Raw genomic sequence first — 24148 nt, forward strand, 5'->3', positions numbered from 1 at the left:
ATAGATTACTGAGTCTTCCCAATTGAGGTTAAGCCAGTGAACTCTTCGAAAAGTATTAATTATTTTTTTGATCTTGCAAATTAAAATTTTAATAATATATTCATTATCGTATACCAATGCTGATATAAGACCAATTTTTTTCTTGCATATACTATATATAGCATGATTTGCTCAACTACCTCATGAGAGAACAAGGTTAGCGTTTTTACATGCAAGGAGTGTATTGGGCTAAGACCCAGTATATATCATCGCGCAATTTTCTAGCTATTAAAGTTATCAGCATGGTACTACGCATATACGGAGTATCGATTTGAAAATATGAAGAAAGATGGCGCAATAAGTGATGAAATCTTGTGTGTATGTGTTATTACAGCCACAAAATTTTGGATGCCTTAGATAGAGTTTTGCAACATGCTGAGAGTAGGGAAGTTGCCACACTTTTTATCAGAACACTGCACATAATTTTCACAAGGCTTTTTCTTAAAGGGTTAGAAATCAAGGCTGCGATAGTGGTGCTTAGTAGAGGTAAAGCTTTCTGCTATAAGCGCTAAACCCCGTAGTATTATTTGGAAATAATCTTGTGTTTAGAAGGAGTTTTTAGCTGTTGGAAAAAAGGTAGCCAGTATATACTTTTACAGGGAAGGTGCAGTTGCTATTGATAACTCTGTAGAAAGCTATGTGTGTATTATTGCAACATACCCTTTCTAGTATTTTATCAAAGGGTTTTGCCGCTAAAGTTAAAGATGTGCTTACAGTGCTTAGCAGTGATAGGGCTTTGTGCTAAGCTATAAAACCCATCATGCTCTTTGGAAGAATACTGTGTTTAAGAGGAGTTTTTAGCTGTGGGAGAAAAGGTAGCCGTTATATACTCCTACAGTAAGGTATAGTTGCATTCTAAACTTGGGGAAGGGTATAAAATGGTCTGTAGCTGCTTTTATGTGCTAGCAATATATGGTGCACTGCTATGAGAAAAGAATGCGTTGAAAGTATGATAAGAGTCAATCATGCTGGGGAGTATGCAGCGGTGTGCATATATCATGGGCAAGAAATGGCTCTTAGGGGAAAGGCAGAAGCGGAGAGTATACGAGAGATGCAACAACATGAACTGGTGCATTTTCGTTACTTCGATAACGCTATAAAAGAAAGAAGAGTAAGGCCAACAGTGTTTTTACCAATATGGCATGTCGCAGCTGTATCATTAGGATACATTGCAGCTATGATGGGCAAGGAAGCGGCTATGGCTTGTACTGAAGCTGTTGAAGAGGTAATATGTGGGCATTACTATGAACAAGCAGGGCAGCTAGAGCGTAGTGATAGCGAGCATGAATTGAGGGATGCAATAGTGCGATTCCGTGAAGAAGAGTGTGAGCATATGGAGATAGCGGCGCATAACGGTGCAGAGCGTGCGTTGGGATATAAGGCCATTTCTTGCGCAGTAAAGACTGCTTGTAGGTTGGCAATAGCAATTTCCAAGGTGTTATAAGTTTTGCTATAGCCCGAGTTTTTATTGGGAAAAATTAAGTACGCGAGTTTTTATGTATAGTTCTAGCAGTGTAGTCAGGTTATTGACTGACAATTTTATTGTTTTTTCCGTTATGGTTGTTTTAACGGTTTGTGAATTTTTACTTAATGGGATTACTCAAAGTTTTACTCCAAGGTTTGACATACTGTTTATGATTTTTATGCATAGCAGATATAAAGTCCCGGGTTATTTCCCACTGTTTTGTGTTGGGATAATGAGAGATCTTTTATATTTCTCTACGCCTGGATTTTCGTCAGTATTGTATGTCTTGTCTAATGCGGCACTGCACACCCAACAGAATAAACTTGAGGGTTTTAGGGGAGTATTGCTTTCTGTCGTGATGGTTTTGATCTTGCAGTGGGTAATGAGCAGTCTTATAAACTTTAAGTTCGCTTCGATAATTTATCTAGCTAAACAAGTAGCGGTATGCTCAGTTCTAGGGGTGTTGCTTTGTAGGAGAAAGAGCGCAACCATTGTAAAACAGTTCTTATAACCGTATCTATCCTGCAATTCTCCGGAATGCTATTTCATGAAGTTTGCATATGTGAATAGGGCATTCTGTTTTTCGTAGCGAGAGGTACCGCATGGGTTGGGACGTCAAGCAGTCTCAGAGTAGCGTACTTGGTTGAGTATCCAACCTCCACCTAAAAGCCTTTCATTATCATATATCACGCATGCTTGACCTGGGGACACCACGCATCCTTCATGAAGTACTACTCTACCTTTTCCATCTTTGGCACTGCGAGAAATTGTCGCTTGAACCGCGGAAGATGAAGACCGCAGCCTGACGCTTGCAGACAGTCCGTGTTCAGGAATTTGATCTTTTGACAGCCAATTTAAGTCCCTTAGAAATAATTGTGTTTTTACTAGGGATGATGATGGTCCCACTATTACTGTATTTTTTACGGGGTCAAGCGCTACAACATATAGAGGATAAGGATAAGCAATACCTAGACCTTTGCGTTGCCCCACGGTGAAGTTGGCTATACCGTCATGCTCACCTAGTACACTTCCATCAATGTGGTGAATCTTTCCTTTTTTTATTGCAGAAGGGTCTAGTGATGCCAGAGTTTCCTTGTAGTTTTTCGGGACAAAGCATATATCCTGACTGTCTGGCTTATCTGCTACCTCTATGTTGAGATACTGTGCAATCTTGCGCACATCACCTTTTACTAAATTACCTAAAGGAAACCTGACAAACTTTAATTGTTCTAAAGTCATGGAAAATAAAAAGTAGCTTTGATCCTTATTCTTATCTTTTCCTGACCATATTTGTAGCTCTCCCTCTACTTCCAAGCGCCTCACATAATGACCTGTGGCAACAACATCCCCACCTATGGTCCTAGCCATTTTCAGCATATCCCTAAACTTTACAGTTTGGTTGCACTTTATACAGGGTATAGGAGTTTCACCAGCCTTGTATGAATTTACGAAATCTTCGATGACTTCCTTACGGAATACTTCTTCGTAGTTTAAAACATAGTGGGGAAAGCCAAACGATGCAGCAACCTTTTTAGCATCATAAATATCCGCGTTTCCGCAACATGACTTGCCTGAGGACGCATTGGGACTACTATATAATTGCATAGTAGCACCTATAACTTTATAACCCATCTTGTGTAGCAGCACCGCCACCACGGAGCTGTCAACACCCCCGGACATGGCAACAACAACGGTAGTTTCTTCAGGACGTTTTCCAGGAACTAAGGAATCAAGTTGTAAATTGTTAATCAATTCATGCATCCAACTCAATGAAAAAGCAGAAATACGTACCGCCGACATTGTACGCTAGATTCATCGCCCCTTCAATGTGAAAAGTAGCGTCAACCCAAGTAAGAAGCAGTTTTAGGCTTTCACGGGGATAATTTGCAATAAAATGTATTTTTCTGATGTGTGCTAGGAGGTCTTGTTACGTTTATGTATTCCATACTATTCAGGAAATCAGGAAAAGCGTGGTGTGCACCATCCAGGCCCAAGTCTTTTTATACGGAGTAAAAGATTCTTTAAGCCCATGTGTACGGGTAAAAGTGGGTGAGCAAAAGCTTACGTGAAGTTATAGCGCAGCCATGATTAATAGGTCACCAGCTTCATGATGTCTACTCTGAAGCGTCAAAGATTTTTATACATAACGTATCACAAACCTAAAATACGTCTGTAGCTTCTATGGCTTTACCAAAAGAGTTCATAAGATTTACAAATATTGGGTGAGCATCGTAGTGGGTCAGCTTTTCATCTTCAATGAGCTTATTGATCATCTCTACGATTTTTTTGCTCTCTATAGTAGCCACTTTATCATCCATGATACACTGTTTTATTTCATCATTGTTCCTAATGAAATCACACAGATATAGGCTGTCGCTAGATAATTTCAAACTCACCAACACCTGGAAAGCTATTCCCAGTAGATTATCAGCTAAAAAATTAATGCCAGATTTTCTATCTGGAAACATGGAAAGAGCTCTTGTAACTGTGTGAGCTGGAGATGAAGCATCCACCTGTACTATTACAAGTATACCCTGCATAACGCACTCATGTGCTAGTTTCATAATATCAGGTGTTATCTTGCTGAATACTACTATATCTGCCGCATAGCAGCGTATTAGCTCCATATTTGCTTGAGATAAGGGATAAGAACTAACGATAGCGTTCTCTAGATGTTCATTATGCGTGTTGGGCATACCGAATGTCAAAATAAGACGCTTGTGCGCTTCACTTACAGTATTGATTAAGCACTGAATGGTCAGATCTTTATTACAGCAATGGCTACCACCTAGCAGTATTATGCCATATGTAGCGCTGCTCACGACCTGTATTAACTCTTTGGGCAAATCTTCTCTTGTTGGAAGATGTAGCTTTTTAATTATTCCGATAATCTCTGTAGAGTGCTGCCTCTTGGTGATAAATATATGTAATGCGTGCAATGCATCAAATTCAAGGGAGACTTGCACTTCTCCATGTGTATCTAGTGCTATGCGAGATTCTTCCGTAAGTATCTCGCCTACCATGTCTTCTATATCCTGAGCACTGTTTTTTCTTACTTGTAAGAACTCTAAGCGGTTTAGCCTTTTTATGGCAGGAGGATGACCAACCATGCAGTATAAGCGTGTTGCTTCACGCTGAATAGAAGATGCCACAAGCTGCTTAAAATAACCCAAAATTTCCAATGTTATAACCAGTACATGCTGCGTGTATGCTAGGAGATTTCTGTAAAATAATTATTAAAGTACTCAAAACGCTGTTACCCTTCCAAGGCGTAATTCATAAGACATTATGAGTATAATTTTACTTCGGACAAATACATCAGTATAAGCACCAAAATTGACGTGAGCACCAGTGGGGTAATAACTTTTCATACGAGACATACCATAATCATGCATGTTTAAAAGGGGAAGGGTGGCGATATAGGTGAGAATTTGTAAAGAGAAACTTTTATTCTGGACATTGTAAAAGTATACGGAACCTGCATTGGCGAGGAGATAAGCCCGATATTAATGGGCTAATTTGCGGGGGGCGAATATGTTCAGAGGGGATATTGGTCAATTTTTTGTTCGGTTCAAAGGGACAATAATGGGTGTGGTACTGTTGACATTATGTGCCTCAGGCATTGTGTTCTTCCTTGATAGTAGAAGCGAAGAGAAACGCATCAAAGATGGAGATGCCATTTATGATGTTTTGCGTCGAAATGATGAGTCTGTAGAGCAGAAGCTAGCCGAGGTTTCTGAGAAGTTCTACGAAGACTATAAGAACAGAACATTTAGTGAAGGTGTTTGTTCAATACTGATGTTGTTGAAGCATAATAATTTAAGAGAAGTATATTACGCGACCGGGGCACCTGCTTGAGCGTTGTGGGCACGCCTATTAAAGCACATTAGCAAACCCACGCGTGACAGCACCTGGAGCACTTGTTGTTTGGGCTACAAAACAAATTCCCGTATCTGTTACGCATAGAACCTTTGTACTGCCTTCCTCAAAAGTTCTGTCAGGGTTTCGCTGTGGCAGTAACCCAAAGAAGCAAAAGCATTACTTACTACTCTGCCCTGACCTAAACCATGCTCTATCAGGGCCGTAGTAGTGTGGTGTGCTTTTGCCCGCAAGTACCTCAGATTAATGCTGCTGCTGTGATACGTTACTCGCTCTCGATGACTGAAGCTGTGAGACAGAAGAGGCTGCCGTAGGATCTGCAACACTTGTAGATGGGCCCCCAACCTCCCGCGTAACATCACCTGCACCACCTTGGGTAACACCCGCTACAGAATGTGCGCTAGAAGATTTAGCACCACGAGCAGGCCTAGGAGGTTTTTTAGGTACTGTAGTAGAGGGTTTCTTACCGTCAGTTCCTTTAGCCTTCGTACTGCTTTGTGCCGTGTCTACATCATTGGAATGCACATGCTCTGAGCTTGTGCCGATGACTGGTGCAGGTGCACTTACCTCAGAGACGGCGCTTTCACATTCATGTGAATCACGATTACTATCCAGTAGTGTAACATTGTCCTCAGAAACATTCTGAGGGCGAACACAAGAGCAGCAAGCTCTAAAGAGCCTCATCACGTATCCACCGGCATTGCTTACAAATGATTTTAAGCTATTCCAAGCAGTTGTAAGCCACCTGCACATCTTATCCAGAAAGCTCTCTGGGACAACCGGTGGTTTGAGCATTTCCGAAAAAATATTCCATTTGTTCTCAGATACTTGTACGTTCTTCGGTATCCGTATTGAAAAATCTTTTTTTGAAGGAGTATCACCCGAAGCAACATTGAAACTTCCATCGCATATCTCAAAAATGTCCCTGCCACCATGTGGAGACTTCTTCCTATCTACCTTATAATGCAACTCAACCATCAATACTCGAAGATCAGGAGTCATAAAGCATGCGTTGTGCAAGACCCATAGCCTATTTTCTGACATACGAGCGACATTAGTGTATAGCGCACCTTTGTGACTGCTTTCGGGCGATGCGCAAATGATCTGACCCCGAGATGCTACATCTACCAGTGCTTTCATGGTCCGCAGTATGTGATCATTCTCAGGAAAACGCTCCCCTCCAAAGGCTGCAGCTAGTAAGTTAGAAGATCTGAGATCTTGTAGAACTTTCGGATCCATTGGCGTAGGCAAAACCCTACCATGCCTCTTCATAGTATGAGAGCCAGCGTCACTCGCTTTTGGACCACCTGGTGCATGTTCGTGTTGCGTATGAATGCCTGGATGTTGTTTACGACGCACATAGTTCGCAAGCTTAGCCGACTGCACTCTAGCCTGTAGACAATGCTCGGAAAGATCACTACAAGGTTCCAGAGAATGCAAGAACTCGCTGTACTGTGCATGGTAGATTCCTTGATCAGGAGAAGTGGATAAGAAAAATTTCAACAAATTTCTCCCGCTGCACAAAGATACTTTCAATCCACGTACCTGCACAAGTATTTCATTATTTCCTCCAGGACGCACTGATATGTTGCATGTACAAACAAGTCCCAATGTGCTTGTTTCAGAACCTTTACGAAGCTTAACTAGATAAGGTCGTGCCGTAAATAAACCATCGGGACCTGAGGCAATTACCCCTGATACATCTTGAGGATTCCTATATCCCCCACGCTCTACAGGTGTAATTTCAAGATTAGGACCTACAGAAAAACGTAGGAATTTACATACATTTCCAAACCCTGTTGCATTGAACAAAGCTTCCGATATGATACCACCGATGTCGTCCCCATGTCCCGGATAGTTTTTACTGATCCAATTATAAATGTCCTGTTCAGAGGTTAGATGTTCACCTACGTCCTGACTACTATCAGTAAAGCAGAGTAGGGGGTGCCTTACAACACCATCCACCCCGAATACATTGAGAAACTCCCCTATACCTGTACGTACCAAAAGCAGTAGACTATCATTTGTACTCCGTGTGTCTTCTAAAGGATCAACAAGTAGAAATGAATACGCTGATCCATAGTAACGTTGTATCGCAGCCATTACATGTAGTGCACGTGAAGAATATACGCCTTCTTCCTCGCTAGGCTGGACATCTACTGTGCAGCAAAGGCCAAGGAGAGACGGCTTACACTCAAGCAGCAGAGCTGATGTACTCAGAACAGTATTTTGAGATGCTCTTAACCCAAAACGGACACTCTCTATGTTGAATGCCAACGCACCAGTAAGATCTCTATGAATGACTAAATCACTTCTTACTACCAAGTGTATGGCAATAGGCTTCTCTATCCACCATGCCACAGGAGCAAAGAGTACATGCTGATACAAGCGCAGAGTTCCAGTTCCACCTTGTTGTACGTCTGGTATTATACGTAAGCCCGTATCAACAACTTGCACAGCGCACTTCTTACTGAGTATAGTTGTGCATATGAGCTCCCTACATAACCTCACTAAGTCTGTTCCCCTGACGTCGGACATGCTCACGATCGCTTCGGACATAGCGACATGGATCCGAGGGTCACCGAGCATATTCTGCAGTGTTGCTGCTAAACGTGCCCTAACCCCCCCGGCTTCACGCACATCATCTTCTTCACATTTTGCAGGGTTAAAATTCGGTGAAACAAACGCGGTACCATATTCTTCCACGGAGAGAATATTAGGTGATTGCACCAAGACTTTGCCGCTTTCCAACATCTGCGCTAACCATCGTGTATCAGCGCTGCCTCGCAGAGGATCGCCCGTAACCCTCAACATACCCTCAGCATTTCTTTTCGCTATCTTTTTAGCATATAGGGTAAGTGCCGGAAGCATACGTTCCTTCACGGCATTTTCAATCTTCGAACAATCTCTAGAAAAATATGTAAGGTCTGAGCTCAATAGGCTACGTGTCGAGGGCAGTATAGGTAGTGTACCTATGGCAGCTCTAAACTCGGCACGACTGGTTTCTACAAGAGATTGGTCGACATTAAACCATGCGAAATCATTGCGATCAATTCTTCCTTCTTTTTCCTGTATAGCACTACAGACTTCCTCTGCACTAGAAGCCACTCGTGTCCCGATGCGTACGTCACGGATGCAAAGCCCCAGGTCTTTTACGCTGCCGGGTGTGTCTATATCTTCCACAACATAATCAACGCAAGCGTGAATATGGATACCAGAAACAGAGGTAACCCTGTATACTAAATGCTCTTCCAAAACATGTTGATTAACAGGTAAGCGCCTAGCACTATCACCATTATCAGCAACAACGCCTTCATGCGCAACGTAATGAGCAGCGAGCTCAACTGGCAGAGATGACCCACTACTGTTACTCAAGATACTAGATAAGAGTACCCGGAGATTTTCTGTGTTTACACCAGTTTTCTCCACAATATTTGCAGCATGCTTCGGCTGTGACCTTAAGATTTCACGTATTTCATCGGAGTGTTGTATGAAAATACCACAGTCCCCACGCACAGGTACAGAGTGAGATGCCCAGCGATGGCGCTTCCTCAGATCTTCCCATAGCGAAAGGCCGTGAGCTACTATTTCCTCAGCAAAATTGAAAATGTGGCCTCCGGCAAAATCTGTATCTTTTGCACTGCCAGCGAGGAAATCTCTAAGTGATATACCGCCTCCAAGTGTAAGTACATTGCCAAATGTATTCACAGTTACCGCCACATGACGGAGAATAGTGGCGCATGCATCGTGCGCCTGAGAGGCCACAAAGGACATGCAGACCCCCATTTTGGATACAGCATCCCTGCCATGAGAAACAGCGCCCTGCTGTACTACACTAGATTTATCGTATCCTACCAGACCAACAACGCCTCGTACAACTACTCGGAATACACCGCTCGCTTCTTGACTGATTACTGTATTACAAAAAGAAAGCTCTAGGACTTCTAGCGGCATACCGCTAATAACGCTGTAAGCTCTTAGGATGCATTCATCAATATCGCTTACATCGTAAAAAACCCTACGAGCCATGTAACGTGGGTTATGCCTCTGCAGATTACACGCGCTGTACAATACATGAGTAGGCCTCTCAGGGACTCTCACATAGTGTTTTGCCAGAGCTTTGGGAATATTGTGCCAAGAACATACAGATCCAGGCTCGCCTTGCCTAACGTCGCGGCAATCTCTCTCAGTAAGCACGAGCTTTACTTTTTTCACAGCTGTACGGTAAACACCCTCCGCCTTTGTCGATGGAGCAATGTCATACTCTACCCACATCTTAACTTTGGCTATGGGTACACCACTGTTGTCCTGAATACTAAATATGCATGATTCGTGTACTGTCAGAGCACCGTTCTTGTAGCTACTAGGTGCTGAAGCCAATAAAGAATGCACCCTGGAGAAAGTAGTATAACTCTGAACTTCAAATGTGGTAGAGTCCTCTTCTCTGACTATTGTCATATCTTCAGACACCCCATCCAGGCATCCAAGAACAAAATTAGTTAAATCCTCTTCCTGGTTTTTTCCTGGCAAGCTGTTATAGGCAAGTGCAAGGGCATGCCACAGCTGGAAAGGTACTTGTTGGAAGGCAGTACTGTTACTCGCTGTCTTATGCAGAGCTCTTGCTAATAAATCTGGGGAAGTTAGATTCTCATGTATGAGTGCAGGAGGTACCGCACTGCCCTCACGTAGAGTAAACCCCTCTGCTAAGAGTATGACCATTCTGCGTCGTGCAGGATGACTGTTCCGATCACGACATAAAAAGAAATCTATCGCGCTACCAAGCAGTGCAACGGACGCTTTCGATGGGTTTTGCTTAAGCAGCAGAGTCATGGGTGCCTCATCTTAGTTACTTCTAGTGACAAAGCGGTACTTTTATTCCTGTAAGGACAGAAAGGCCTGTTTTTTTTCCAGAAATCTACGCCTTACATGTATGGAAACCTGCGCATCCAGCTATAGATATCGCAAGGCATAGTGTGCAGAATACGGAGCTGTAGCAGGCGCTCTTACCCCCCAGCAAAGTACGCAAACCTAGCGACGACTCGTTCTCACACGTTGTGAACATACGTAGTAACACACCTTGACGTACCTAGCCTACACCACTAGACATATAGTGTAAAACAAAAAGTACCAGATCCCCGTCTCAGGGGTTGTAAAAGTAGCACATTGGAAACGGACTGTTAAGTATTTATATTACTACTTAGGTTCAGAATAAACATTCGAATTGTAATGCACCATAGGTTAGTAATGCACTATGAGTGAGAAATTACGCGAATTGGTACTGTGCGATGATCTTGAAATTTACAGTTGTAGACACGGCGCATGCGGAAGATATAACCTCTCAAACCCTGCAGAGGTTTTACTAATCATATGTTTTGTCTAATACCTGCCCACAAAAAACATATGAAAGCCTTCGTAGCTCAGGTCGGTTCTCTGGCTGTTTTCATCTCTAGGTTTTAATTCCCAAGAATTCGACTTTTCGCGCTACCTAAGCATTTTTAATCACCGTTGACTATAAGAGACGATATAATAAGCTACATTGATTATCTAAAATATGTGATCCTTCTAAAAATCTTTAGGTGCTTTAGAAGAAGTACATATTACCCTCTATGGCAACAACATTGATAATTTAGGTAAAGTGTCACAGCGTTTCATTATGAAAAAAAGGGATACTTATTTATGGGGAATGGCACCTTATGCAATATGAGCCTTAGGGATTGCCACAGTGTTTTGGTTTCACAGCATGAGTAAGGACGTGGTTTTTTAGCAAGTATTTATTGTGCTATGTGTGTAAAAAGTAACATATGAAGATCGCTAAAGAATTCACACTAGAAATAAGTTGATACCTGATGATGTAGTATAAAGGTTGAGCAATAGTCTTTTTTTGACTGTAAATCCCGCATGCAGCTTTATGTGTGTTTATCGCAAAAAGTGGGCGTTTGTTGCAATAAAAATTGAAATGCCAACTATTATTGCACATACCGTGCTCATACCCTTAATCTTGTAGATGCGCTGTAATCACAATTCGCATGTGCAGCAAAACTGTAATAGATAGCTTAGCACAGGGACGAATAATCCCTAGATTCTACGCTGCGGGCTAGTGCTTTTTTTAGCATCTATACGGGAGTATCTTTGATATGATAAACACACAACAGCATGATGCTGTGCTTATATAGCATTGGTATATATTCTGCGATGCGGACTAATCAATGTTGTAATCAAGTAAAAAATGCTTTTTTGAACCGTATATTGTTCGTAAGGCATGTATTACTCAGTTGTCGTACTACAAATTCCTCTTCCTCTAGAGCATGCAAGTATGAATACAGCTTATGTGTGCGATGCGTAGATTACTAATGCATGATTAGTGTAGGGTATGCTGTATTTTTTGCATGCGTTTTAGATATGTTACGCAACACATGTTTTTCAAGGACGCTGTGGCTATCACGGATATGATAGCCACAATGCGCTGCTCTTAGGTCAACTAGGATTGGGCTGTGGGTTTATGCATATTAAGCAGTGGCTCCTGCATTCAAAGCTATTCTTTGTTGTGGTTAACAATCAAAAATAGAGAGTAGTTTGTTTATAAGAAGATATGCAAAAAACCTTTTTATCCACAGTAAGCCCCAGGCGTATCGATGCACAAGGATCCACCATGGCTATGTCTTAAGGATGTACCCAGAATATGATCGTATCTCATTGGCTAAGCAGAGCGTCCTCCAGTTTCTGATTCTACAGATAGTACATCCTGTAATGAAGAAATGGATCCTTCATCAAGTGTCGTTGATGGAGCATCATCCGGACAGTACTTTGTAGTAGTGCTCTCGGAGTTCAGATCATCGCTTGTACTTACATCATCATATGACGAAGAAACATCAATCGTAGCATGTTCGGGTTGAGGCTCTGCCAGATGCACCTCCTGAGAGAGGAGGTCATGATATAAATCCCTACAGATAGTGCTGTTTTTAACCAGGTCCCTGAAAAACTCTTCTGGAGAAACTTGCAGAGGAGCCATTGCGTACTGCAGTTTTGTAATATTCATGCCTATGCAAGGGATGCGTTGAACGCGAACAAGTGTAGGATCTGGTACGCGCGTATCTTGAGGAGTAAAGACTTTCCGTTTATAGAACCAATGCTTCAATCTGAGTAGAAGACGTCCTAACGGAGGACATACTCTAAACAGTAATGGTGGTGAGGTCTTTATATTGCAGTCTGGTGGAGTGATGATTGTCAGGTTTAATGAACAGTTATCATAGAGAACTCGTCCCTCTCCTTGTATAGAGATCTCGTATTTCAGTGCTGTGTTTACTTTGAACGCAGGAGTCTTTTCTCCCTCTGTAGACTGCGGCACTTTCAGGAGAAAGTCCAAATTCTCGCAGACTGCAATACGCTCTGGTGTTATTGCATCTACCTGTTTTATATTGCTACACGCTGATACATAGATGCGATTTAGTAGATTTAGCGTGGCACCTGCATCGCTAAAGAAGTATTCTTTATCCAAAGCATGTTTTATAGGCCAAATTACATCGAAACATACCCAGGCTGACAGCCCTCCTTGATGGCAATGGCTTGCTATTTCATCAAGCAGTCTAATGTCTGGGACGACCCCATGACGATCATCTCGGAACATTTTTTGCAGCATGGCTATCGCGAGACTTCTTTCACGATAGCGGCGCAAAAATACCCCTCTACTTACTCCATATGTTCTCTGACATACAAGATTAAGGTTAGTGATGCTCGACGATTTTATGCTCCTTTCTAGTCTTGCAATATGAGCACTTACATTTTGTCTAGGGTAAAATGTTTTATTGATGCACCAGTCACATCTATGCATATCGATTAGAAACTGATGGCCGTACAAGTTAGACTTGTTTTTATACGAATCGCAAAGTGCGCTGTGGAAGGAAAACCCCGATGCACCTTCCAGCCATTTTTTCTTTTGAGAATACTTTAAACTTACATCTATAGAAGGGCGATGATCCTTATGCTTAGCTTTACTATCCTTACTTGCGTCAGAGCTATTGTGTGTGCAGATATGTACTGAATTAGCCTCATCTTCTGCCTTAGAGACAGCACTACTAGATGTTGAAAAAATTGAGATTATCCTAAAAAACAGTGCTCTCAAATAGTTCAGGATACCACTGACAGTTCTTCTAGATCCATTGTGAGTATTCTTTTTACGCAACTTAAACCTCCATGTTACACAATATGCAGCTTTGCTATTTTCCTTTCTCATGTGGATGCGCTAATCTGCGTTTGATCAGTAGTAACGACGCGCGCTGTAGTGTAGTTGTTCCAACAATGAACATGCAAAATTGCTGCAATACTTTACTTCCTCCTTCTGAAATGCATTTCCCACATTTCAGGCTTTTACTATTTCATGCTTTACATCGTGTAGCGCATTTTTGAAAAAACAAGATATTAGTACAGCATTTCTGGTAAACCAGTAATTGTTCCTATTCAAGGTCTCTGAATCATGACGACCACTTTCTTTGCGGCAATTGAGAAATTCCTCACATATTTGATATACACCGCACTTTTTGTTTTTGCTCCATGAATGGATTACCGGATCCAAGGGCATTGCTATACTTCACTGTGCAACACTACTGTAAGTGTCGTTAGCATATCATGAAATTATTAAATAATATGTAGAATATGTTGTGCAAAAGACGCTTATAACAACTTAATAGTGAATTTCATGAAATTTGTGAGTAGTTTTCTATCGGAATACGTGTTTTAGCAACGCTATAGATGGGGTAAGATCGCTTTTATGTTCAGAAATTCGCAACCATACTATTTTCTCTGTATGCGAAGACATGTCTTAGCGTCAAGCCACATATGTGGGGTACTTAAGCGTTGCCTTGCACGCAACAGCTCCACATTGCCTGGATTTTTCTTAACATTAGCTAATTATATACCAGACTCACAGATATACTACGCGTAACCAGTCATATTATGCAGCACCTGTACATGTTCTCTGGGGAGTTCCTTTATGAAACGAGACATTTTCATGGATTGGCTCCAGTTATTGATTTCTCTCATTGCAGCACATGATATGTATAGCTGCTCTCTAGCTCTTGTTATGCCAACATAGGCTAAGCGCCTCTCTTCTTCCAGAGCGTTTCCAGTTATGTCATTCATGGATTTTTCGTGTGGGAAGACTCCTTCCTCCCATCCGGGGAGGAAAACCAACGGGAACTCCAACCCCTTTGCGGCATGTAATGTCATAACGTGTACGTAGTTATTGTCTTCTTCTAAAGAATCATTTTCTGCCACTAAGCTAATGTGTTCTAAAAACTTCGACACATCATCGAATCCTGATACGGCTGAGAAGAGTTCCTTTATGTTCTCTATTCTTGATAGACCTGATTCCCCGTCTTTTTTTAGAGATTCTATATATCCAGAGTCATGAGCAATAGCTTTTAGTACATTGACGGATGAATCTCTACTTAACATTTCTCTCCAATCATCAAACTGCTTGAGAAGATCTTGCAGAATGTTGGATGTATTATCAGATAGTAATCCATCTTTTATCATTGAGTGTCCGGCTTCAGTTAGGGAAATACTGTGCTTTCTCCCATATGCACGAAGCTTATTGACAGTAGAAGTTCCGAGCTTGCGTTTGGGCTTATTTATAATTTTCTCAAACGCTATGTCGTTATTGGGGTTGACTACTACTTTGAGATATGCAACAAGATCGCGGATTTCTACCCTATCATAGAACTTGGTTCCGCCGATAATTTTGTAAGGTATACCATATCTTACGAAGAACTCCTCGAAGACTCTAGTCTGAAAGCTGGCTCTTACTAGAACAGCAGTTTCACTAAATTTATAATCGTAAGAGCTCTTAATATGCTCACTAATGTATTGAGCTTCGAGCCGTCCATCGAAGAACTTCATTAAACCAACTTTTTGTCCTGCCTGATTGTGCGTCCATAATGTTTTTTTAAGGCGGGATTTATTATTATCAATTATCGCTGATGCTGAGGCTAATATGTTAGACGTTGACCTATAATTACATTCCAGCCTTATTACTTTAGCGTCTGGGAAATCATCTGAAAATCTGAGTATGTTGCCGACTTCTGCTCCTCTCCAGTTATATATGGATTGATCATCATCTCCTACGCAGCATAGGTTTTTATGTCGACGCACTAGTAAGCGAAGCCACAGATATTGTATTGTGTTGATGTCTTGATACTCATCAACCATAACATATCTAAGGTGTTCTTGATAATGCGCAAGGACATCAGGATTTGCACTAAGTATAGTAACGTTGTGGAGTAATAAATCACCAAAATCGGCACAATTTAGGGCTTTAAGGCGTTCTTGGTATTCTTCGTATACTCTAAGAGCAAAACTGTTAGAAGATCTTTGTAATTCTGTTTCAGTAATATCATGAGGCAATAGTCCTTTCTCTTTCCACCTCTGTATAGTATGGAGAATGCCTTTGCATTCTGTGGCTGGATAACCTTGTTGCATATCCGCCGCTATTGTCTTTGTGATCTGTAGCTGATCATCAGGGCTTATTATCGTGAAATTGCTGCTTAATCCTACCAATTCTGCGTGGCTACGCAAAATACGCGCAGCTATTGCGTGAAATGTTCCGAGCCATATGCCAGAAGCAGTAACAATATTATTAACTCGAGAGAGCATTTCTTTTGCAGCCTTATTTGTGAATGTAACTGCGAGAATTTCGTGAGGTTGTGCATATCCCTCTTTTATTATATGCCCCATTCTAGCGGTTATTGTGCGAGTTTTCCCAGTACCTGCGCCTGCCAAGATCAAGACTGGGCCTGCTACTTGCAGCACTGCTTCTTTTTGTTCGGCATTTAGGTTGAGCATGAAGTCTTCAGGGTAATGTTCTTCGACCTGCTGAGATGTGCAGTTTGCTTGCGGAAAATCGCGATATTCCATAACTTAACGCTCCTAGAGATGTAGATTGCCGTACAGACGCGGTGTCTGTTTATAGTAACTTAAAGGAGCATACAATCAACAAAAACAAGGATTAAAATAGTTCATTTTCCAAGAGAACTCTAAGTATTGAACAATAAAGTCCTGGACCATTCACTAATTATGACACTCTAGAACGCACTCTTTATCTTGAACAACCTCCATAACCTCAAACTCAGAATGGCATGAGTAGAAGAAACAGCCCCCTTATTTCTATAACCTCACCCCCTTCAATAGTTCTAGCTAGTAACCCGGCTACTATGGTTTTTTCGTCATGGGTGAGGTTCTTAGTTAGGTCTCCCGCTACTTTAGCCGCGTTACTCTCACCTTTATCCGTCGCACCCTGTGTAATAGGCCAATGCTTATAATTATCAACTTCCAACACATACTGACGAAACTCTTTCAAAGCCCCATTCAGCGACTCACTCTTAGCGCCACTAGCGTTCCCTACACCACAGGTATTAACCCCTGAATGTCCCGCTTCTCCATATTTAGCACTGCTGGGCAATTTACAAACCTTCTTCCCAATATCGGAATTAGAAATCTCCACGGCCTTAGCAAACTGAACGATGTCTTTACCGGAGGTTTTGGCAAGAGCAGCAGTAAGCTTATCAGTCTGTCCAGTAACAACATCATAAGCTAACTCCTTAGCTAGTAGATATACTGTATCAGCTTCATCTTCCTTACTACCACTATCTCTAATACCCTTGGTCTTGTTTTGCATAATAAGAGTTACTGTGCATACGCTTATTTATACCTAGCAATTCACAGATAATGGGTACACTTACCAGTGTTGTCTCAGGGAACTAAAAGACAGCTTGAGTTTGTTATGCGTTCAACAGCATCCGCATCAGACACAGATTAGCTTCTTCTAGAAGCAGATTTAACATTTGTAAAGTTTCTTCAGAGATTCCTAGATAACAAGGAATTTCATGCTAGGTAGGAGTATAAAACCACTGTACGGACCTGCTAAGTATGGAGAATTGCTGATCATAGTTTGTTTCGTGAGTGATAAAGCACTAATTTCGCCTAGTGCTTAACTAGGGTATTCAGGTCAAGGACGGATTGTGTAACGCCGCGCCATCAACAACCCCCACGAAGTTACCCCCTAAACCAACGCAAGCATAAGGAACAACACCTAGACTTTTTCCTAATTTCTTAGTCTCGTTCTAATAATAATGACTTCTGAGGCTTCCGGTATACTTAGAGATCTATATGTAATGCACATACTGATACTTTACAGAGTATTCGAAAGTAACTTCCGAACTCTGAATGGTAAGGCTCTCTCTGAAGGTAGAAGAAACTGCCCTAATCTCAACAACCTCACCGCCTTCAATAGTTTTAGCTAGTAACCCTGCTACTATGGTTTTTTCGTCACTATTAAGAGCTACTAGGTCTTTGGCTACCGCTTGCGCGTTGTCGTTAGGTTTAGAAGCAGGTTTAACACTTTCAGTCCCTTTAGAAGTAGGCCAATTCCCATTACCATCTTCTTTTAGAGTTTCTCTAATAAAATCTCTCAACTCTTGCGAACTACTATGCCCTGTGCTTGCCACGCCTTCTCCACCACATACCGATACTGTGTGACTAGTGGTACTCCCCTGTGTTGTAGTACCATACTTTGCGAAAGTGCTCCCACTACTCGCATTGTCTTGCCTCTTCGTCACACAAACCTTCTTATCAATATTAGGGGCAGAAATCTCCACCGCCTTAGCAAACTGAACGATATCTTTACCAGAGGTTTTGGCAAGAGCAGCGGTAAGCTTATCAGTCTGTCCAGTAACAACATCATAAGCTAACTCCTTAGCTAGTAGATATACTGTATCAGCTTCATCTTCCTTACTACCACTATCTCTAATACCCTTGGTCTTGTTTTGCATAATAAGAGTGATTGCAGAGGCTCTTGGTATACCCAGCGATCCACAGGTCACTGGCATACTCGCCAACGTCTCGGGAAATAGAAGATATGCAGCGTAGTAAATAAAGTTCAGGTGAGTACTTAGTGTTGTTTCTGGGAGTAATGCTGGAAGTAAGGATAGAGGCACTATATTGAGAACTCAGCTTAATTGCAGTGCATGGGGCTCTAAAAAGTGTTAGTTGAAAGTACTAGTTGTTGTATAGCTTCTAGATCTGGACGATCCTATGTATTATACGAAATACGGCAAATAATTGCCTTGACCTGCGCTGTTTGGGGAACTAAGATCAGTGGTTCTACAGGTGTGGTTTTCTCAAGATTAAGATGAGCGATGGTGTCTTACCAGTTTCCATAGAGAAGGAGTTAGAAGACTCTTATCTATCTTATGCCATGAGTGTAATAGTCAGTCGGGCGATTCCTGATGTTCGTGACGGGCTAAAGCCTGTGCATCGGCGTATTCTGTACTCCATGTACAAGTCTGGGTACGACCACGATAAGCCGTACAAGAAGGCGGCCCGTGTAGTTGGTGATGTAATGGGTAGATATCACCCGCATGCTGATACTGCTATTTATGATGCTTTAGTGAGGATGGCTCAGGACTTTTCTCTGCTTGTGCCGCTCATAGATAGTCAGGGAAACTTCGGTTCCGTAGATGGGGATCCTCCGGCATCTATGAGGTATACTGAGGCAAGGTTGGCGCAAGCTGCACACTTTTTGTTGAATGACATTGATGAAGATACAGTAGATTTTCGTCCGAATTATGATGAAAACGAGCAAGAGCCAGTTGTTCTTCCAGCTGAGTTCCCTAATGTTTTGGTCAATGGAGCGGGGGGTGTTGCGGTTGGGATGTCTACAAATATCCCGTCTCATAATCTAGGAGAGATTATAGATGCATCCGTAATGTATATAGACAACCCTGAAGTAACCCTTGAAGAGTTGATGACGGTTATTCCGGGGCCAGACTTTCCTACTGGTGGCGTGATAATGGGCGATGCGGGTATAAAGTCCGCTTTTGCTACGGGTAGAGGAACGATAATAATCCAGGGTAAGACTCATATAGAGGAGTTGCCATCAGGTAGGCAGGCAATAATCATCGATGAGATACCTTATCAGACTAATAAGGCGAAGTTAGTAGAGCGTATACATGAGCTCGTAAAAGAAAAGAAAATTGAGGGTGTTTCAGATTTACGAGATGAGTCAAATAAGTCTGGTATCAGGGTAGCGATAGAGTTAAAGAAGCAAATAAATTCTCAGGTGGTGTTGAATCAGTTGCTTGGTCTGACGCCGCTTAGGACAAGCTTTAGTATAAACACGTTGGTTCTGGATAACAGTAGGCCGCGTGTGATGTCGTTGATAGAGATTATCGAGACGTTTGTTGCTTTCCGAAAAGAAGTTTTGGTGCGTAGAACAAGGTATCGCCTGAAGAAGGTGAGGGAGCGGGCGCACCTATTTATAGGAATGTACATTGCAGTTTTAAACATAGATGAGATTGTAGCGATCATTAGAGCATCTAAAGATGCGGCTGAAGCTGCTGCTGCGCTTAGGGAGCGTACATGGAGTCCTTCAGAGGAAGTGAGGGGAATGATCGAGTTGGTATCTGATAGTACCGGGGTTATAGAGGGTGGTAGATATAGGTTAACTGCGCCGCAGATTAAAGCAATTCTAGAAATGCGCTTACAAAGGCTTACGGGTTTAGAGAAGGGTAAGTTAGAAGTAGAATTGCAGTCTATGGTGGCGCTAATCACGGAATATACCAAGATTCTGAGCACCGATTCTTTGCTAATGTGTATGGTGCGAGAAGGTCTTCTTGATGTAAAGAGGAGGGTGGCTACGCCTAGAAGAACCACGATAGAGGAGTCGAAGGGAGATATTGATGCAGAGAGCCTTATTCCTAGAGAGGAGATGGTTGTTACTGTCACTATGAACGGCTTTGTGAAGCGGGTGAAGTTGTCTAATTATAGGGCGCAGAAACGTGGTGGAAAGGGTCGTGTTGCGCAGGGAATCAAGGAAGAAGACGTTACTACTAAGCTCTTTGTAGTAGACACTCATACCAGTGTGCTTTTCTTCTCTAATGTAGGAAAGGTTTACAAGTTAAAAGTTTATAAGTTGCCTTTGGGAGAACCTGCATCTCGTGGAAGGTCGCTGGTGAATATTTTTCCGCTTGCTGAGGGTGAGACCATTACTAGTGTCATGCCGCTTCCTGATGTTGGAGTGGATGGTGGTGTTGAGAGTATGGATGTGGTGTTTGCCACTTCTTCGGGGAATATCAGGCGTAATGCGCTTGCTGATTTCCAATATGTGCCTTCTAACGGAAAAATTGCGATGGTGTTGACCCCTGGTGATCAGCTCATATCGGCGAATGTATGTGTTAGTACGGATCATGTTTTACTATCTAGTAGGATGGGTAAGAGTATTCGGTTTTCCGTAGGTAACGTTCGTCAATTTAAGGGTAGGATGTCAGATGGTGTAAGAGCTATTAAGCTTGCTGAGGGTGATCAGGTCATCTCTATGTCTGTGTTACATGGCTCTGAGGCTAGTTCTGAGGTCAGGGAGGCGTATCTGAAGATTCCTGTAGATTCTAGAATAAAGGCGGCTGAATCTGATGGTGAGTCAATCGGCAAAAGAGTTTCTGGTATGCTGGAAGGTCTTCAGTTATCGGAAGAAACCTTTGTGGATATGGTGAAGAAGGAGCAGTTTATACTAACTGTTACTGAAAACGGGTTTGGAAAGCGTACTTCTGCTTATGAGTATCGTACGACGGCTAGAGGGGGTGTGGGAGTATTGAATATACTTACTACAGCGCGGAATGGTAAGGTCGTGGCTAGTTTTTCTGTTGCGCATACTGATCAGGTAATGTTGATTACAGATAAGGGTAAGCTAATCCGTATTTCTGTGTCGGATATAAGGATAATCGGCAGGAGTACACAGGGTGTCACGTTGTTCAAGACAGAAAAGGGGGAAAAGGTAGTTTCCGTGGCTCTGGTGATTGATAGTGGTGATAACTGTGACGATGATGAGGGCATCGGAGGAGAGGTTTCAGCCTAAATCTTCTTTAGTGCCGGTATACTCTAACTTCTGTGAGGTATCTGAGACCTATCCCTTGCGCTGTGATCAATTGTTTGCAGTTGTTTATGGGGTGCTTCTAAGGTCAGAGGTATTTCTTCGGAATCTTTGATGTAAGGTGGCTTGTATATTCTGCGAGAATAGGGGTCTTATATATCTCTTTAACCTTCTTGAGCGTTTATCTTGGGTGATACTGATGGTGCCGTGTATCGCAATGGTTATACACATGTGTAGTAGCTAGGTTACTATGCCAGAGAGGGTTGTGAGGTGCACGCTTTTGACCGTATACGCAGGATGCGTATTATTTTATTATGCATGATAGGGTAATGGTTGAAGTGAGTTCTGACGGCGTCGACAAGTACGGGCAAATTAGAGTGTTTTTACATATACTGAGTTTTAATTGGTGCTCTGTGGGAGCGAAGTATTTCGACAAGCATAAGTCCTAAGATCCAGGTGAATCGAGTGTAGTTTCGGTTTCGGAAGATATAGGTGTTCTGGGTATGATGACACTTACAGAGAGCTTGGAAATAACAATATATTTAAACAAAAACCCATGTAGATAGAACTTTTTCCCTCTTCAGGTACATGCTCTATATCATGTAGGATTGGACTCAGCTGCCGTATGCAGGTAAGTTCCCCGGAAGTTACCTATCTACATATATATAAGAGCGCCATAATCGATATGGAACTCGTTCCGCTAACTTTAAGCTTTCAGGAAATATGTAGTGCCCATCAGTAATACCCTATACTAGCGTTCACTTGCATGGTGTGTCAGCGTGGTCTCTACACAGGCCTTATGTGTATTATAGCTGGTCAAATGGTTTATATTGGGTGATAATCAAATTTGTTTCCTGCTAAAAGTATATGCAGAAAGCTGATATAATTTTCAGTCGTTTCTTCAGCGATAATCCTCATCCGCGTATAGAGTTGCAATATCGTAATGAGTTTACGTTGTTGGTTGCGATCGTGTTATCTGCGCGTACTACGGATGTTAGCGTAAATAAGATCACGGCCAAGTTATTTGATGTTGCTAATTCTGCGAAGAAAATGCTTGCTCTGGGGGAAAGTGGGCTAAAGCGCTATATAAACAGTATAGGTTTATATAACTCTAAGGCTAAGAATATAATTCAGTTAAGTGAGATAATTGAGAATACCTATGGTGGTACGATCCCTAGAGATTTTGATGCATTGACGGCTCTTCCAGGTGTAGGGCGGAAGAGTGCAAATGTGTTTTTAAATTCATGTTTGGGCGTACCTACTATTGCGGTTGATACTCATGTATTCAGGGTGAGCAATAGGATAGGATTGGTACAAGAGAGCAGTGTTTTGGGTGTTGAGAAATCGCTTGAAAAAGTTGTGCCGGAGAAGTGGAAGTTATATGCGCATCACTGGTTAGTTCTACATGGACGGTATGTGTGTAAAGCGCGTACTCCTTTATGTGGCAAGTGCATAGTTAGTGATTTGTGTGCTAGCAAGAGTGTGTTGTTGCGATAGAGTGTGAAATCTGCTCCTAGTAGTGTGAGAAGTGGGGAGCGTGAATACGTGGAGTATTGACTATTACATGTCTATGGTGCTCTGTAATATGCACATAGGGGCCGGCATATGGGGTTTCAGATGCTATGGTGGCAACATCCTATGGGCGTTGAGAATTGGCTACATAGATTGGAGCACATGCATTTGGACATGTCTTGTATTGGGTATTGCAAGATTGGTTATCTTTATTGCGGATGTAATTGATTTACCTGCTGAAATTAAAGGGCTTTCTTTTCGTAAATTTTGATTACGGAGGTCATTAATCCGTAACTTGCAGCATATTGACGCTGTGAGTGGTTTTTTACTAAAAAGCTTTGCAGTGATTGATAAAAAAGCAACGCTGTCTTCTCCTGAAGTGTCTCTAAAACTTCCAAATTTGTAGTATGTTTTATAACTTATGCTATGTGTGAAGTGGGGCTTTAAGGTAATTCCGGAATTTTCGTTTATAAGATCGGGCTTTTGGGATTTGAAGTATGAGTACTATCTATTACTTGATCCGTAGCTAGAACAGAGACCCTAACTCTACCAGCACTATTCTCATCGAAGGTAGATGCTAAGACTATATTTGCCTATTCATCCTGATTAAGCGTAATGGAGTCTATTGTAAAAGACTGATGGTAAGTCATTGTGTTAGCGTAACACAATGTAGATGCTATGTGTTTTTGTGGCAAAAGCTAGCTAAAGGAAACTAACAAGCAGCCATTAACAATGGCTGCTAGACTTTAGTAAGAAACCCCAGCAGTAGAGTACTACTGTTTGACCCAGTCTCTATGAATGTCCTTTGGGGTAATCCTACTCAATGCAATACATGCAATCAACGCCCAGAACATCACACAAAAACCAGGTGCAACCTTCCAACCTGTAATTTGCATAAGCCATGTACAAAGCACAGGAGCCATACCTTCACCAAGAGCTGAAGATATGTTACGGGCTATTCCAAAGCCAGTATAACGCACTTTTGTGGGGAATAGCTCAGACATCGCAGCACTGGATGGACCAAGTGTAGCGGCAAACGGAATCGCAAACAGAAAGTAACCCAACCCTACATACCAGAAACTTTCCTGACTCAATAGCCAGAACACAGGTATAGCAAGGAAGAAGAGCGCAATAGATGCGCCACCCATCACCTTCTTTCGACCAATCACGTCAGATAATGCACCGAACCCTACAGTCATCACCCCACTGATCATCACGTTTACTATTTCTATAAATTCGCCAATTTGCGGATTTACTGCAGATGATAGAGAGATAAAATGAGAAAGCTATGTGCATATGCTTGGTTAGAGAGTTTTTGTTCAGTATTTTTCTGCGTT

12 protein-coding genes and 2 pseudogenes are annotated in these 24148 nt (G+C 42.1%); 6 read left to right on the forward strand and 8 right to left on the reverse strand.

Annotation, left to right across the window (positions count from 1 at the left end; all coding sequences use genetic code 11):
- The first annotated feature begins 988 nt into the window (after positions 1-988).
- Together APHWEB_RS04245 and APHWEB_RS04250 are read left to right on the forward strand one after the other, a co-directional pair.
- Positions 989-1483 carry a demethoxyubiquinone hydroxylase family protein gene (locus APHWEB_RS04245; RefSeq protein WP_011450998.1) on the forward strand — a complete coding sequence of 165 codons (495 nt, stop codon included), beginning with the start codon at positions 989-991 and terminating at the stop codon, positions 1481-1483.
- A gap of 52 nt (positions 1484-1535) precedes the next feature.
- Entirely contained in the window at positions 1536-2015 is a 480-nt protein-coding gene (locus APHWEB_RS04250) for a hypothetical protein (protein ID WP_020849002.1), read from the forward strand.
- 104 nt (positions 2016-2119) lie between these two features.
- Here the strand turns inward: APHWEB_RS04250 and mnmA are convergent, their stop codons facing one another.
- Both mnmA and APHWEB_RS04260 read right to left on the reverse strand, forming a co-directional pair.
- Positions 2120-3256: a tRNA 2-thiouridine(34) synthase MnmA gene (mnmA, locus tag APHWEB_RS04255; RefSeq protein WP_044118513.1), complete on the reverse strand. Its 1137-nt coding sequence runs from the start codon at positions 3254-3256 to the stop codon at positions 2120-2122.
- A gap of 407 nt (positions 3257-3663) precedes the next feature.
- On the reverse strand, positions 3664-4656 hold the full coding sequence (locus tag APHWEB_RS04260; protein ID WP_155237141.1) for a twitching motility protein (pilT): 993 nt from the start codon (positions 4654-4656) through the stop codon (positions 3664-3666).
- A gap of 382 nt (positions 4657-5038) precedes the next feature.
- Here APHWEB_RS04260 and APHWEB_RS04265 point away from each other — a divergent pair, with 382 nt between their 5' ends.
- Complete coding sequence (locus APHWEB_RS04265) at positions 5039-5362, forward strand: hypothetical protein (RefSeq protein WP_020849378.1); 324 nt, start codon at positions 5039-5041, stop codon at positions 5360-5362.
- 264 nt (positions 5363-5626) lie between these two features.
- On the opposite strand, the gene APHWEB_RS04270 is transcribed toward APHWEB_RS04265, so the two are convergent.
- The 5 genes and pseudogenes from APHWEB_RS04270 to APHWEB_RS04290 all read right to left on the reverse strand — a co-directional run.
- Positions 5627-10213 carry a hypothetical protein gene (locus APHWEB_RS04270; RefSeq protein WP_045895563.1) on the reverse strand — a complete coding sequence of 1529 codons (4587 nt, stop codon included), beginning with the start codon at positions 10211-10213 and terminating at the stop codon, positions 5627-5629.
- A 1867-nt stretch (positions 10214-12080) separates the two neighbouring features.
- Positions 12081-13562 (reverse strand): hypothetical protein, encoded by a 1482-nt coding sequence (locus APHWEB_RS04275; protein ID WP_210164996.1) that lies wholly within the window; start codon positions 13560-13562, stop codon positions 12081-12083.
- 749 nt (positions 13563-14311) lie between these two features.
- On the reverse strand, positions 14312-16291 hold the full coding sequence (locus APHWEB_RS04280; protein WP_011450990.1) for an ATP-dependent helicase: 1980 nt from the start codon (positions 16289-16291) through the stop codon (positions 14312-14314).
- A gap of 235 nt (positions 16292-16526) precedes the next feature.
- A pseudogene (locus APHWEB_RS04285) lies at positions 16527-17042 on the reverse strand (P44/Msp2 family outer membrane protein); the annotation flags it as partial.
- 334 nt (positions 17043-17376) lie between these two features.
- Positions 17377-18195 (reverse strand): annotated as a pseudogene (locus APHWEB_RS04290) (hypothetical protein); the annotation flags it as partial.
- Positions 18196-18563: 368 nt separating this feature from the next.
- Between APHWEB_RS04290 and gyrA the strand changes: the two are divergent.
- The 3 genes from gyrA to APHWEB_RS07020 all read left to right on the forward strand — a co-directional run bounded on the left by gyrA (position 18564) and on the right by APHWEB_RS07020 (position 23039).
- Positions 18564-21284, forward strand: coding sequence for a DNA gyrase subunit A (gyrA, locus tag APHWEB_RS04295; RefSeq protein WP_011450988.1), 2721 nt, complete (start codon positions 18564-18566; stop codon positions 21282-21284).
- An 882-nt stretch (positions 21285-22166) separates the two neighbouring features.
- Positions 22167-22796: an endonuclease III gene (gene nth / locus APHWEB_RS04300; protein WP_011450986.1), complete on the forward strand. Its 630-nt coding sequence runs from the start codon at positions 22167-22169 to the stop codon at positions 22794-22796.
- 108 nt (positions 22797-22904) lie between these two features.
- Positions 22905-23039 carry a hypothetical protein gene (locus tag APHWEB_RS07020; RefSeq protein ID WP_268915749.1) on the forward strand — a complete coding sequence of 45 codons (135 nt, stop codon included), beginning with the start codon at positions 22905-22907 and terminating at the stop codon, positions 23037-23039.
- A 545-nt stretch (positions 23040-23584) separates the two neighbouring features.
- Here the strand turns inward: APHWEB_RS07020 and APHWEB_RS04310 are convergent.
- The gene (locus tag APHWEB_RS04310) at positions 23585-24025 is read right to left on the reverse strand and encodes an MFS transporter (protein WP_020849614.1); all 441 of its coding nucleotides are present in this window, start codon (positions 24023-24025) and stop codon (positions 23585-23587) included.
- Between the last annotated feature and the right edge of the window lie 123 nt (positions 24026-24148).

This window comes from Anaplasma phagocytophilum str. Webster (assembly GCF_000964685.1).
Classification (GTDB): domain Bacteria; phylum Pseudomonadota; class Alphaproteobacteria; order Rickettsiales; family Anaplasmataceae; genus Anaplasma; species Anaplasma phagocytophilum.